Here is a 13,864-nt window from a genome sequence, read left to right on the forward strand (position 1 = left end):
ATAATGGTTCAGCAATAGTTTAACTATTGCTGAACTATCGTTACTATATGCTTTCACCACTGTAGACATAATTCTCAATTTTCAATCAATTCATTGTGGATCTAATTTCTTTAAGAAGGTCGGTTGTCCTTCCTTTACTTCTATAATAGTTACTGATTTTACCGGATTATGACTTCCATCTATGGATATACTTCCTGTCACACCAGTGAAATTCTTGGTTGAAGCTAGGGCCTCTCTTAGCTTTTCAGGGTTAACTTCTCCAGTTCTCTCTAATGCATCTGCTAAAAAATATGCTAAATCATATCCTAAAGCATTGAATGCATCAGGGTCCTTGTCATATTTTGCTTTAAATGCTTCCTTGAATTTGACTACATTTTCTGAATCGTCCATTGGAGAATAATGACTTGAATAATAAACATTATTTAATGAGTCCTTACCTGCTATCTCTAATAGTTTCGGAGATTCATATCCGTCACCACCAAGTATAGGTATATTAATCCCTAATTCTCTTGCCTGCCTAATAATAAGTCCTACTTCCTCATAATATCCTGGCACAAATAATACTTCTGGATTTTTTCCTTTTATATTTGTTAAAACAGCTTTAAAGTCTGTATCCTTTGCTTGATAAGCTTCTTCGCTTATGACCACTCCTCCAAGCCCTGTAAAAGTTTCATTAAATGCTTTTGATAGTCCTTGAGCATAGTCACTAGTTGTATCAGCTAGAATAGCTGCTTTTTTATAGCCTAGATCAGTATAAGCAAACTCTGCCATCATAATTCCTTGGAAAGAGTCATTGAAGCATGTTTTAAAGACATAGTCTTTTACCTTCCCATGACTATCAACTGTAACATCATCCGAAGTTGCTGAAGGAGAAATTATTGGTATTTTATTTTGCATTGCAGCTGGGATTGCAGCCTTAGTACTTCCAGATGTATCTGAACCTAGTATAGCTACAACTTTATCTCTAGTGGCTAATTTTGTAGAAACATTAGCTGATTCTGTGTCTTCAGACTTGTTGTCATACTTAGCTAGTTCTATTTGTTTCCCTAAAACTCCACCATTCTTATTTATCTCTTCAAAAGCTAGTTCAATACCTTCTACAGAACCTTGACCATATGTTGCTGCAGCACCAGAAAGTCCGAAGTTCAAACCTACCTTTATTGTATTTCCACTCTCTGCTTTACTATTTACTCCTCCAGAGGAACATCCCGCAATAAGGCTTAATGCAAGAAATAATGAAAGTACTACTGTCAATTTTTTATTCATTTTAACCACCTCTACTCTTATTATTTTTAGAAATAATTTTCCTCGCTTATAATCTCAACTTCATCTTGGCTCATTTAACATTCCTCCCCCTTGAAAAAACTGTATAAATAAAGCCTCTGCACGTATATATACATGCAGAGGCAATTCATGCGGTACCACTCTACTTTATAATTATCTCACGATAATTAACTCAACAGGTTCAATTAAACCTTAGCCTTCTAACGGGGCTTACCGCTATAGCTTACTGATTTCAGCTATATAACTCCGAAGTGATGTTCCCTATGAAATCTATGCTAGCTCTCAGCTACCCTAGCTCTCTGTAATAGATTTTTATATAGTTCACTCTTCATCATTGTTTTTTGCATTATTATTAATTTCATTGTTCTTTTGCATTTAATATTGAATAATATAACATGTAAAAAAACTATTGTCAACATAATTTTTGCAATATTCTTTAAACAACATTTCAAAATATTAACTATTTCAAAAATTAACTTGAATTTTTTGTATTAACTCTAAATATTAACTAGCATAATTTGCTTATTTTAAAGTTATTTATTGCATTTTTTATACTTCGGCAAACCTTTTCCCTTGTTGGTTTTGCAATAAGCAAATTATTCTATTGCAATTTTCTCACAATTATTTGATTTCATTTTATACCTCTCAAAATTTTACTTAACTAAAATTTATAGCATCTAAAACTCTAATAAAAATAGAAGTTTGCTGAATAATTTATACTGTGTTGTCAGAAAATAGATTTGAAGAAAACTATATCTATTTTTTGGAGGAATAATATGAATATAGACAATTATACAAGTTTTAGAGAACTTCCTAAATCTTATTGGAAATCATCTACTGAAGATACAAATTATCCTACTCTAACAAAGGATTTAAATGTAGATGTAGCCATAATTGGGGGCGGATTAGTAGGTATCCAGTGTGCTTATTTTTTAAAAAAAGAAGGGCTAAAGATTGCTGTCCTTGAAGCAAGGCGCATAGCTACTGGTACTACAGAATATACTACTGCTAAAATTACATCTCAACATGAATTAATCTATAATAAGCTAAAAATCCAGATGGGAGAAGAACTTGCAAGACAATATGCAGAAGCTAATGAATATGCTATACAGGAGTATAAAAAAATAGCAGAAGAAAATAATATCCAATGTGATTATATATCTCAATCTGCATTTGTATATACTATGCAAGATAACTACATCCAGCAAATTAGCGATGAAGTCAAAGCAGCTTCAAGTTTAGGAATTAAAGCATCATATGTAGAAGAAATACCTTTTCCCATGCCTATAAAGGCTGCAGTACGTTTTGATAACCAAGCCCAATTTCACCCACTTAAATACATCCTTGCTTTAGCAAAAACTATTCCTAGTAATGACTGTCACATTTTTGAACAAAGTAGGGCAATTACTCTTGATGAAGGTGATAACTACATAATAACTACTGCAAAGGGAAACAAAGTAACTGCAAAAAAGGTAATCATTGCATCTCATTATCCCTTCTACAATAAAAAAGGAATGTACTACTCTAGAATTTATCAAGAAAGGTCCTATGTACTTGCTGTAAAAGCAAAAGAAAAATATCCAGGGGGAATGTATATAAATGCTGAAGATCCTGCTCGTTCACTTAGACATCAACCTTATGAAAATGGTGAACTTATATTAGTTGGTGGTGACCATCACAAGACAGGACAAGGTAAGGATACATTTAAGCACTATGAGACACTAGTTAGCTTTGCAAAAGATATCTTCACTATAGAAGATATTCCTTTTAGGTGGTCTACTCAGGATTGTATGACATTAGATGGAATCCCCTATGTAGGACACTATGCTTCTGACACACCTAATCTTTACATTGCTACAGGTTTTCAAAAGTGGGGTATGACAAATAGTATGGTCTCTGCAATGCTCATTCGAGATTTAATCGTGAAAGGTGAAAGTCCTTGGCAGGATGTATACAATCCTTCTCGTAAAACTATTTTAGCTTCTGCAAAGAATTTTGTTGTAGAAAATCTAAATGTAGCAGAACAACTCATAGATGGTAAGCTTTCTCCTCTCCCTACTGACATAGACGTTAAACCTGGTGAAGGAAAAGTTTGCATGATTGATGGAAAGCGAGCTGGAGTATATAAAGATGAAGAAGGTAATTTACACTTGGTAAATACTACTTGTACACATATGGGCTGTGAATTAAACTGGAATTCTGCTGAAAGAACTTGGGATTGTCCTTGTCATGGTTCTAGGTTTTCATATGACGGGGAGATAGTTGCAGGCCCCGCCACAAAACCACTAAGCTTTTCTAATGATGTAAATACTTTAAAGAAGCTCCTTCAGGAAGATTTTTAAATAAGATATTAAACTATGTAAAAATCACTATTTTATCATTCTAGACGTAGTGAAGAATCTCATGTTATAACAATAGTTAAATAATAATAAGCAGTAGTTAAACAATCATTAAACTATTGTTTAACTACTGCCAACTATTGCTTAACGAGATCCTTCGCTAACGCTCAGGATGACATACGTCAAAAGTGTAGTTAATTTAAAAAATGGCATTAGAGTTTCTTAGGATAGCTTCTACTCTCTCCTTCTCAGGTATTATTCTAGTATTTTCTTCGTCGTAGGCATACAATGCGCCACTTACCATTCTTGTTTTTAATTCTCCTTTTGCTGTACCTATACCTTTTAGCTGAGGAGCATCTAATATTCCTAGTTCAACTGCTTTTACTAATGTATCTGGGTCTATTAAAGGGTCTTCCACTTTAAAATTAAGTATTCTTATGCTATCTATGATAAGCTTTGCTTCTTCTATTAGCTCATTTTTTCTTCTTTGAACATTTGCATCCTTAGTTAAGTTTATAGAACCTAAAAACTCGTTTTTGATTATTCCTCTGACTATTTTACAGGATTCTATAACATCCTCTGCCTCTGCTGCATGATGTGCTTCACAGAAGCCCACTACATGATATATATGAGGCTTTATAGCCATAGCTAAATATGCAGATGCAGCCAATTGCCCCTTTGCTTGACTTAAATCTGCTGGGAAGCTGGCTAAGCCTGCTCTAGCTTGACGATATACTCTAAAATTCTCATCAATTAAGCTTTCTATTAGCTCTATCTTAGCTAACATTTTACCTAAGTCGTTCTCAGCCGAAATATGAGCTGGCACATTAAACATAAATTGTGCTATGTAATCCCTTACCCCCATTTTTTTCGCATTATATGCAGCTAAATATGCAGCAGCAACTCCTATAGCATCATGGGCATCTCTTAGACTCCAATGATGAGGATCATTTACTTCTACTGGTATGTTTCTTTCTCCATGCCAAGCCATTACCTGTTGATTTTCTATTATGGCATCTCTTAGGGTTCTTGGCCCCCTTTTATCTAGCTCTGAGTACCAGAAAAGAGGCACTGCACACCAAGCATTGTTTATGGTATCCTTTAAAACCTCTGCAAATTTAATTATGTTCTTAGTTCCACTATAAGACCTTAATAGGGGATAATTCCCTCTTTGAGCTGCAGAATATAACTTCCTCAAATCCTCACAAGTTCTTACAGGCACTCCCCCAGCTCCTCTTAAGTTCTCATCCATATTTTCCTGATCAAAGAAAAACTCTTGTGCATTTTGATCTGGGGCAATGGATATTATATCTAGCACCCTAGCTTCAGCAATCTTTTCTATGGCTTCTATAGTCTTCTCTATAGAAGTAAGTCCTAAATGATGTCTCAGTACAGGATATGGATACTTAGCCTTTATTCTATCTATGAGATTTTTAGGATACACTTCTTCTTCTTGATTTTCTTGACCTTTAATATAAGCTATTACCTCATCAATATCCTCAGTACCATAAAATATCTTATGAAATATATTATATTTCTCTGCCACTAAGGCTGTTGGCTCCGTGCCTCCAAATAGCCAAGTTATGGCCTTAAGCTCCTTTTTTTCTTCGATATTTTTCTTCAACTCTTCAAGTATCTTATGAAGCGGTTCTGGTGAAAGCCTATATGATAGTCCTACAATGTCAGGCTTCTTTTCTTCAATAATCTTAATAATCTCTTCAACGCTTATTCCTATACCTACAAATTCTGTTTTATAGTTTTCCTTTTCTGCTAAACTTAAAAAATTCATTGTCCCTGCTACATGAACACAATTTCCAAGTGTTAATCCTATAATTTTCTTCATTAAACCACCTCTTCCAACCTTCTCTTAACTATTGTTCCTCTTCTCGCTAGCATATGCATTTCAGCAATAGTTAGACCTTCTAAGCCAAGCCTATCTGCTGTTCTACCTTCTAATCTAAAATCAATATTTGTCATTAATTGAGCCACGTTGATTATAGAAGATATGGCCGGAGTTTTCATGCCTAAGCTATGGGCAATAGACTCTAATGGCACAAGACTGTAGGGAACATCTTCATAAATATATCTAATATGTAAACCCTGAGGTGCTTGCAATCCTTTATATGCAGGGTTGCTCTGAACTGCCTCAAAAATACTGTCACCCTTTGCTCCATATGTCTCCCTTAACCATTCAGTAGCAGACAATGTCTCTACCTGAAGCATTCTTCCTAACTCCATTCTCTCTCTATCTATTTTCTCAAGAAAATTACCTATTGATGGTGTTATCCCCTCAGTATAGTATTCAAAAGGTGCCCCTCTTTCAATATGTCCACTATTTAAAAGTGTTGGTGCTGGATGAAATATTGCTCCATAGTTGTTGATACTAGTTTCTAAAACATCCTTGGCTGGAATGAACTGCGGGTATGCTTCATTGATAAGTTCTAAAACATAATTAGTTTTTATAGCTGGTATAGCTGCTAAGGTTACTTCCTTTTTAGATTTAAAAATATGTGCATGATTATATTTAGTAGCTCTACAAGCATAAATGAAAGTTTGAGCTTCTGCTACTATAATATTGTTCTTCTTTCTTTCTCTTAATAGAGTTTCATATACCTCTAGAGCCCCTCCAGTCCGTCCAGGATTTAATACTATTATCTGCCCATCTTTTAAATAAGGAGCCATTTCCTTAGCTATATCATAATGTCCCATAGCCGGTATGGTTACCATTATTATGTCAACATCTTTAACCGCCTCTTCAATGTTGTTTGTAACTTTATTTAGTACTCCGTATCCATTTTCTTCGCCTGTAAGGTAAATGGTTTGTTCCTTCATTAAAGGGAATATCTTTTCTAATGTTCTATTATACAGGTTTACCTTATATCCAATCATCGCAAGGTAGCCTGCCATTGCAATTCCTCCATTGCCTGCCCCAATAATACAATACCTAAGACTCCTATCCATATACCCATCCTCCCAAAATCAAATTTCCGAATTATGTTAACTAAAATTTTGGGGTCAAAAAAAACCATGGGGTTCCATAGTTTTTACATCAGTATACTATACTGCCCCCTTATACGCTTACGAGGTTAGCTGTCGGGTTAGGGCTAAAGGGTAGCCCCTCCTAAATAGGATTCACCCCTAAAAATTGGTTCCCCCGCTTCTTAAGAGAATTCAGCGATTCTATATTTATTTTAGTCATAATTATTATGAAAATTATAACATATACTTCCATCCTTTACAATAGAAATATTTTTATCTATTTATAAATTATATTATTTTCATGTCCAAAAAATTAATACTATTTTTTAATTAGATAAATAGGAAACTAAGTATTTTCGCTAACCTTTATACTTTTAAATAAAATCCCTTATATTTTGAGTCGGATAATTCTCATATCTTACCACTTTACCTTCCCAAGTTCTAAACATGATATAGTCTTTTCCTCTGGAAACTAGATACTGTGGCAATAAAGGTGTTTTTCCTTTTCCTTTTGGTGCATTTACTATATATGTTGGTATAGCCATACCTGAAGTATATCCTCTTAAATACTCCATTATCTCTAATCCATCATCTACAGAAGTATTAAAATGCGAAGTTCCTATAACATGCTTAGCATGGAAAATATAATAAGGCTTTACCCTGATTTTAAGTAATTCCTGATTCAACCTTCTCATAACAAACTTGTCGTTATTTATTCCATTTAGCAATACTGCCTGGTTTCCAAGTGGAATTCCAGCATTGGCTAGCTTTTCACATGCCGCCTTTGATTCCTCAGTTATTTCTTTAGGATGATTAAAGTGAGTATTTATATATACTGGATGATATTTTTTAATTATATTTACCAAGTCATCTGTAATTCTCTGAGGCATAGTAACAGGAACTCTAGAGCCAATCCTGATATAGTCAACATGAGGTATGGAACTGATTTCCTTTAGTATCCAATCTAACCTATTATCCGGTAATGTAAGCGGGTCTCCTCCAGTAATAAGCACATCTCGAATTTCTTTATTGTCTCTTATATATTTAATAGATTCCTCAATCATCTCAGTGGATGAATGTTCATCTTTTTGTCCAATATTTCTTCTTCTTTGACAATGTCTACAATACATTGCACATTCATTTGTTACATTTAATATTAGCCTATCTGGATATCTTCTAGTTAAACATCCTGCTGGGTTAGTGTATTCTTCCGCCATGGGGTCAGCATCTCCTGAACTCTCCATCACTTCCATAATTGAAGGAATACAAAGTAGTCTTATGGGATCATACTTATCATCCTTGTCTATCAAACTTGCATAATATGGTGATATAGCCCACCTATATTTTTCCCCAATTTTTCTAATATTGGATTTTTCCTTTTCGCTTAGGTTTATAATTTTACTTAATGTATCTACATCACTTATTCTATTGGTAAGTTGCCACCTATAGTCATTCCAGTCCTCATCAGTTCCATTTAGTAATCCTAATATCTTGAGCTTTGCCTCCTTATATTCTTCTGATAAGTTTAAGCCAACTGGAATACTATCCTTAATATCTAAATAATCCTGAATTTTAGATTTTAACTCCTCTGCTCTTTTTAATGAAATTTGTTTTTTCCTGTTCAAAGTTTCTTTCATCAAATACGCTCCTTTCACTTTTAATATCTTTATTATCTTGTAACATAACAAAAAATAGGAAATGAATCCTAGGTATATAAATCAACACATCCTCATTAATAATTGAAAAGTTAGGATAAGAGTAAGGATATAAAATAGTTGAATCGATAACAACTTTCATGATATGCATAGATTGGACTTTAGAAATGTTATCAAAATCTATGTTGCTATATTATGTAAACTGCTTTTTTCAATAAAAAAACCACGAGGCTTCATGGTTTCTATACAAGTAAAATTACTGCCCCTTTCTACGCTTACGAGGTTAGCTGCCGGATTAGGACTAAAGGGTAGCCCCTCCTAAATAGGATTCACCCCAGAAATTGGTTCCCCCGCTTCTTAAGAGAATTCAGCATTATTTTTTATATTATCATAATAAAATTTGTCTATAATTATACCACAAGACATTGAAAAATGCAAATTTATTTTCTAACTCTTACTTGGTACTTCTCCCAGTAATTTTAAATTTTTCTTAATCTTTAAAGGGTTTTTACTAGACAAATTGAATATTATCAATGTAGCTTTAATACAAAATAGTAGTGACTTAATCTCTTTTTTGTTGTTCCTATTTTAGATTTTATTAGTTCCTATAATAGCAATACATAACTATATTTAGGGGGGCATATATTATGGAAAGAAAAAAATTGGAGTCTATGGGGTTTGGAACCAAAGCTATACATGGAGGTCATAAAACTGATGCTGCTACTGGTGCACTAGTAACTCCTATTTATCAAACCTCAACCTTTGTATTTGATACTGCCGAACAAGGGGGAAGAAGATTTGCTTTAGAGGAAGAGGGCTACATCTATACTAGGTTAGGTAATCCTACAAACTCTCAAGTTGAAGAAAAGGTTGCTATATTAGAAGGTGCAGAAGCTTGCGTATCCACTGGCTCTGGTATGGGAGCAGTATCTTCAACTTTATGGACAACATTAAAAGCTGGGGACCATATAGTAGCTGCTGAAACTCTATATGGATGTACTTTTGCCTATATAAATCATGGGCTTACTAGATTTGGTGTGGAGGTTTCTTTTGTAGATACTAGTGATCCTGAAAATGTGCGAAAAGCTATGAAGGAAAATACAAGAGTAGTATATTTAGAAACACCTGCAAATCCAACACTGCTTATTACAGACATTAAAGCAATATCTGATATAGCCCATGAAAAAGAAGACTGTATAGTAATAGTAGACAACACCTTTGCCACACCTTATATCCAAAGACCTATAGAGCTTGGAGCTGACGTTGTTCTTCACTCTGCTACAAAATATCTAAATGGTCATGGAGATGTAATAGCAGGTTTCGTAGCAGGAAAGCAAGAATTTATAAATGAAGTACGTCTCTTTGGGATAAAAGATATGACTGGCTCATGCTTAAGCCCCTTTGATGCATTCTTAATTATGAGAGGCATGAAGACTCTTGAGATAAGAATGGAAAAACACTGCCAAAACGCTATGGAAATTGCTAAATTCCTTGAAAGTCATCCAGCAGTTAAGAAAGTTTACTATCCAGGACTAGAAAGCTTTGAACAATATGAATTAGCTAAAAAACAAATGAAATTACCAGGAGCAATTATTGCCTTTGAGTTAAATGGTGGGATAGAAGAAGGTAAAAAAGTTATCAATAATACTCACCTTTGCAAAACAGCTGTAAGCTTAGGAGATACAGAAACACTAATACAACATCCTGCTTCTATGACTCACTCTCCTTATACGCCTGAAGAAAGAGCAGCTGCTGGTATTAGTGAAGGCCTGGTTAGATTATCCGTAGGTCTTGAAACTTGCAGTGATATAATAAATGACTTAAAAAATGCTTTAGATATGATATTATAAATTTATGATAGAGGATGTTGCTTAACTAAATAAAAAGAGATTCTTCCCTTACGTCTAGTGTGACAGCTTGCAAAGCACGTCATTCTGAAAACGCAAGTCCGAAGAATCTCTTGATTTTTTATATAAAACTATATATTGTATATAATGCAATTGCCCCTTATATTAAAATCTATTTAGATTTTTGTCATAGCTGTTTTCTATAGAGTGAGGGACTTATACCAATTCTTTTTCTAAACACCGTGCTAAAATGACTTTGACTGATAAAGCCACATAATTGGGCTATTTCATTTAATGAATACTGCTTACCCTCAATTAACTTTATAGCTTCTTCAATCTTCTTATCTAGTATATATTCATGTGGAGTTTTTCCAGTTTCCTGCTTAAATATTCTAATAAAGTGATACGGACTTAGATTACATACTTTACACAAGTCCTCAATACTAATATTGCTGTTGTAATATTCCTCGATAAATTCTATAGCTTTGTTTATATGAGGCTTATCTGAATAAACTTTCTTGCTGATTTTACTTGTTATGTTACTATCTATTTCCCTAAGTAACTGTACCGCAATCTGAATACTAAGGCTATCTAACATCAATGTAAAATTAGATAATTTGTTAGTTGCCTCATATATAAACTCTTCTATAGAATTCATAAGTCTTCTACTTACTACATAATTATCTAAGATAAATTGCACATCTGTCTTACCACAGGCATTGTATGCAATTTCCTGCATGAATTTTTTATTAACAACTATTGCTATATATTCTTTTGTGGGGACATCCTCAGTGACTAAAATTGGCTGACCAGGATTCAGTACCATAGCCCTGTTCGCCTTAAATTCATAAACCCTATTTCCTATTTTTGTCGGAGGAGGAGTAACTGTTGGGATTGAAATATGATAATTATTGAAGCAGGATTCTACGTTTGTAATAAATTTATCTGGTTTAGCAATGGATATATTATTGCTTGCGTATATTTTTAAGTCTGAAGTATATTCATCAGGTAACTTCTTAAATAATATATCGTCTAACTTTAACATAGTAACTCCTCCAGTAAATAATTATTAAATTCTATCAACAGTAGAGATCGCATTTAAACATTGCTTTTACCGTTCATAACCTCTATTCATTAACCTGAACACTTATATTAATACTTTTATCTTCCACACTGTATATTACTTGCACATAAGCATTTTCATCTAGTGTTGCATAGTAGCTTTTGGTTGAGTTGTCAGAAAACTCAGAGATGTCATTCTCAAAACCTTTATCCTTTAGCTCTTCTATATACTCTTTAAAGACCTTTTCATCTATTCCTTCTATGCTAATCATAGATAGGTTGTTAGAACTAATTACCGATGTTATATTGCCCTTTTTAAGCTTTGGTAAAAGATTAGCAGCTTTCCCTTCTGGCCATTCAGAACCACCAAAAGTAACTTCTTGCCCATCTTCTTTTATTGTTAGTCCTCCTTTATCAAAATCTATATCAGCCTTGCCACCTGTAATTTTACTTACTACTCCTTCTGTTATTTTTTCCGATATCTTTTCATCTACTTTTTTTCTAATGCCACAGGCTCCTAGAGTAAATAGGATAACAAGTACAAGTATTATTGCTAGGATTCTCTTAACCATTTCTTCCCTTCCTTTCTCAGTTATATTTATAAGCTATACAAATCTGAAATTATACAGGATTTATTACTTCAATATCTTATATTTACCTATAATAGGAAGTTCCTTTACCTTTCCACCAAGCCCATTAACAAGACCTATAATAGCAAATATGAATACTACTACAGTAAAAATGGGCAATAACAACCACCCAATAATTGGTATTAAACTTAAAATAATGCTACCTGCAAAACTTACAATCAATAATATTAACCCTTGATTAGCATGATATTTTGCAAACTTAGAATCTGGGCAAGCTAATAAAGGTAAGAAGAAGATAATATAAGCAAGTCCTGCCATTACCTTGTTTTTTTCAATATCCTCTTGTTCAAAGACTGGAACTGTATCCTTGGTTTGATTGTAATTATTTTGTTCTGTCATTTTAATACCTCCTCATTTTTTCAGTTTATTATATTTTCACTCTTAGTTTACATATTTTCCACTAAAAAAGTAATCACTCTAGGGGTGATTTTAGGCTAGAAACCGCATCATCTCTTGAGTGATTTTTAAATAATGGGGTTGGTCTATTCCATAAGCGCCTATATTGGTAAGTTAACCTTTATATGTTATAATAAGGTTATTACTAAGTATTTTATTAATAGCAATATTCCATATCATAACTTTGATACAAATAATACTTTGAAATAATTTTAATTAGGGGTGTAATATGAAAAAGTTATTATTTGTCTTTATAATTTTATTTTCTATACTTATGATAGTATTAACTGGCTGCAATGAAAGTACAAAAGTGAGCTCGAAAAACCCAATAACTCTAGATCTTTGGCATAATTATGGTGGTCAGCTAAAAGAAACTATGGATTATATGATTGATGAGTTTAACGAAACAATAGGTGCTGAAAAAGGCATCATAATAAATATCACGTCCATCTCAGGAAGTTCAACGCTTCACGAGAAGCTTGTTATGGCTGCAAATGATGAACCTGGAGCACCATCTCTTCCTGACATAACCTCTGCCTACCCTAGAACAGCTCTAGTACTGGCAAAGAAAGGACTTCTTGCTGATCTTAATAAGCAATTTACTTCTGAAGAACTTTCTAAATATATACCAGAATTTATACAGGAAGGGCAAATACAAGATGATGGTCTCTACGTTTTCCCAACTGCTAAGTCTACGGAAGTTTTATTTGTCAATACTTTTTTGTTTGATAAATTCGCAAATGATACTGGTGTTAAGCTAGAGGACTTACAAACATTTGAAGGAATTATAAGAGTAGCTAATCTTTATTATGACTGGACCGATAGAAAAACACCAGATATTGAAAATGACGGTAAGACTTTTTTCATGGCAGATTCCCTTTTCAATTACTCTCTAATAGGGTGCAAACAACTAGGTGGAAATTTTATTGAAGGCAATTCATTTAATCTTACTTCTAATCAATACAATAAGATATGGGAAAATTATTTTGAGCCTGCTGTTTTAGGGCAGGTAGCTATATTTGATGGATATGCAACTGATTTGGCTAAAACAGGGGATATAGTTTGTTCAATAGGATCAACTGCAGGTGTATCTTTTTTCCCTACTACAGTTACATACTCAGATAATACTTCAGAGCCAGTCAAACTTGTTATATTACCGTACCCTATATTTGAAGGCGGTCAAAAAATAGCTATACAACGTGGTGCCGGCATGAGCGTAATTAAGTCAACAGAAGAAAAGGAATATGCAGCAGGTATTTTCTTAAAATGGTTTACAAGTCCTGAAAATAATATTCGCTTTATATCATCAACTGGGTATCTCCCTGTTACAAAAGAAGCTTTTGGTGAAATAATGTCAAAAGAAATAAATAATATACCAAATGAAAATGTTAAAAAACTACTTATGACTTCTAAGCAGATGCAAAAAGAATATACATTTTATATCCCTCCACTATTTGATGGAGTTGATGAATTACAGAAGCAATATGAGAATAAATTAAGGGAAGCCGCAACAAAAGGTAAGCAAGCCTACATTGAACTTCTGATAAACAATGAGTCAGAAACAGCATATAAAGCTGTCTCTAAGAACATGTATAATGATTTTATTAACTGCTTTCCTATAAGATAGAATCTAGAAAGAAGGAATGTTTTAG

General features: G+C 33.5%; 10 protein-coding genes, 2 riboswitches and 1 other annotated feature. Of the genes, 3 read left to right on the top strand and 7 right to left on the bottom strand.

The features are described 5' to 3' along the window. Nucleotides 1–90: 90 nt before the first annotated feature. On the bottom strand, nt 91–1,266 hold the full coding sequence (locus DW1_RS13490; RefSeq protein WP_074351310.1) for an ABC transporter substrate-binding protein: 1,176 nt from the start codon (nt 1,264–1,266) through the stop codon (nt 91–93). Nucleotides 1,267–1,399: 133 nt separating this feature from the next. Further along, nucleotides 1,400–1,628: a binding site (T-box leader), on the bottom strand. Between the two features lie 432 nt (nt 1,629–2,060). Between DW1_RS13490 and DW1_RS13495 the strand changes: the two genes are divergently transcribed. Beyond that, complete coding sequence (locus DW1_RS13495; RefSeq protein WP_074351315.1) at nt 2,061–3,626, top strand: FAD-dependent oxidoreductase; 1,566 nt, start codon at nt 2,061–2,063, stop codon at nt 3,624–3,626. Between the two features lie 196 nt (nt 3,627–3,822). On the opposite strand, the gene DW1_RS13500 is transcribed toward DW1_RS13495, so the two are convergent. The 3 genes from DW1_RS13500 to eam all read right to left on the bottom strand — a co-directional run bounded on the left by DW1_RS13500 (nt 3,823) and on the right by eam (nt 8,239). Further along, on the bottom strand, nt 3,823–5,466 hold the full coding sequence (locus DW1_RS13500) for a cobalamin-dependent protein (RefSeq protein WP_074351317.1): 1,644 nt from the start codon (nt 5,464–5,466) through the stop codon (nt 3,823–3,825). Continuing rightward, entirely contained in the window at nt 5,466–6,584 is a 1,119-nt protein-coding gene (locus tag DW1_RS13505) for an NAD/NADP-dependent octopine/nopaline dehydrogenase family protein (RefSeq protein WP_074351319.1), read from the bottom strand. The genes DW1_RS13500 and DW1_RS13505 overlap by 1 nt, the downstream gene beginning before the upstream one ends. A gap of 99 nt (nt 6,585–6,683) precedes the next feature. Then, a riboswitch (cyclic di-AMP (ydaO/yuaA leader) is annotated at nt 6,684–6,810 on the bottom strand. A 166-nt stretch (nt 6,811–6,976) separates the two neighbouring features. Next, nucleotides 6,977–8,239, bottom strand: coding sequence for a glutamate 2,3-aminomutase (gene eam / locus DW1_RS13510; RefSeq protein WP_074351320.1), 1,263 nt, complete (start codon nt 8,237–8,239; stop codon nt 6,977–6,979). Nucleotides 8,240–8,514: 275 nt separating this feature from the next. Beyond that, nucleotides 8,515–8,640, bottom strand: a riboswitch (cyclic di-AMP (ydaO/yuaA leader). 264 nt (nt 8,641–8,904) lie between these two features. Between eam and megL the strand changes: the two genes are divergently transcribed. Next, entirely contained in the window at nt 8,905–10,107 is a 1,203-nt protein-coding gene (gene megL / locus DW1_RS13515) for a methionine gamma-lyase (protein ID WP_074351322.1), read from the top strand. Between the two features lie 184 nt (nt 10,108–10,291). Here megL and DW1_RS13520 read toward each other — a convergent pair whose 3' ends face one another. From DW1_RS13520 to DW1_RS13530, 3 genes are all read right to left on the bottom strand, one after another. Continuing rightward, a complete protein-coding gene (locus DW1_RS13520; RefSeq protein ID WP_074351324.1) occupies nt 10,292–11,149 on the bottom strand; it encodes a helix-turn-helix domain-containing protein in 858 nt (285 codons plus the stop codon). An 82-nt stretch (nt 11,150–11,231) separates the two neighbouring features. After that, nucleotides 11,232–11,738: a DUF6591 domain-containing protein gene (locus tag DW1_RS13525; RefSeq protein ID WP_074351326.1), complete on the bottom strand. Its 507-nt coding sequence runs from the start codon at nt 11,736–11,738 to the stop codon at nt 11,232–11,234. Between the two features lie 63 nt (nt 11,739–11,801). Continuing rightward, entirely contained in the window at nt 11,802–12,155 is a 354-nt protein-coding gene (locus tag DW1_RS13530; RefSeq protein WP_074351328.1) for a magnetosome magnetite crystal formation protein family, read from the bottom strand. 286 nt (nt 12,156–12,441) lie between these two features. Here DW1_RS13530 and DW1_RS13535 point away from each other — a divergent pair, with 286 nt between their 5' ends. After that, a complete protein-coding gene (locus DW1_RS13535) occupies nt 12,442–13,839 on the top strand; it encodes an ABC transporter substrate-binding protein (protein ID WP_074351329.1) in 1,398 nt (465 codons plus the stop codon). Nucleotides 13,840–13,864 lie beyond the last annotated feature (25 nt).

This window comes from Proteiniborus sp. DW1 (assembly GCF_900095305.1).
In the GTDB taxonomy this organism is placed as follows: domain Bacteria; phylum Bacillota; class Clostridia; order Tissierellales; family Proteiniboraceae; genus Proteiniborus.

Coding starts and splice junctions, on each gene's coding strand:
- DW1_RS13525 (WP_074351326.1), bottom strand. CDS start 11,738: ATGGTTAAGAGAATCCTAGCAATAATACTTGTACTTGTTATCCTATTT.
- DW1_RS13505 (WP_074351319.1), bottom strand. CDS start 6,584: ATGGATAGGAGTCTTAGGTATTGTATTATTGGGGCAGGCAATGGAGGA.
- DW1_RS13530 (WP_074351328.1), bottom strand. CDS start 12,155: ATGACAGAACAAAATAATTACAATCAAACCAAGGATACAGTTCCAGTC.
- DW1_RS13490 (WP_074351310.1), bottom strand. CDS start 1,266: ATGAATAAAAAATTGACAGTAGTACTTTCATTATTTCTTGCATTAAGC.
- megL (WP_074351322.1), top strand. CDS start 8,905: ATGGAAAGAAAAAAATTGGAGTCTATGGGGTTTGGAACCAAAGCTATA.
- eam (WP_074351320.1), bottom strand. CDS start 8,239: ATGAAAGAAACTTTGAACAGGAAAAAACAAATTTCATTAAAAAGAGCA.
- DW1_RS13535 (WP_074351329.1), top strand. CDS start 12,442: ATGAAAAAGTTATTATTTGTCTTTATAATTTTATTTTCTATACTTATG.
- DW1_RS13495 (WP_074351315.1), top strand. CDS start 2,061: ATGAATATAGACAATTATACAAGTTTTAGAGAACTTCCTAAATCTTAT.
- DW1_RS13520 (WP_074351324.1), bottom strand. CDS start 11,149: ATGTTAAAGTTAGACGATATATTATTTAAGAAGTTACCTGATGAATAT.
- DW1_RS13500 (WP_074351317.1), bottom strand. CDS start 5,466: ATGAAGAAAATTATAGGATTAACACTTGGAAATTGTGTTCATGTAGCA.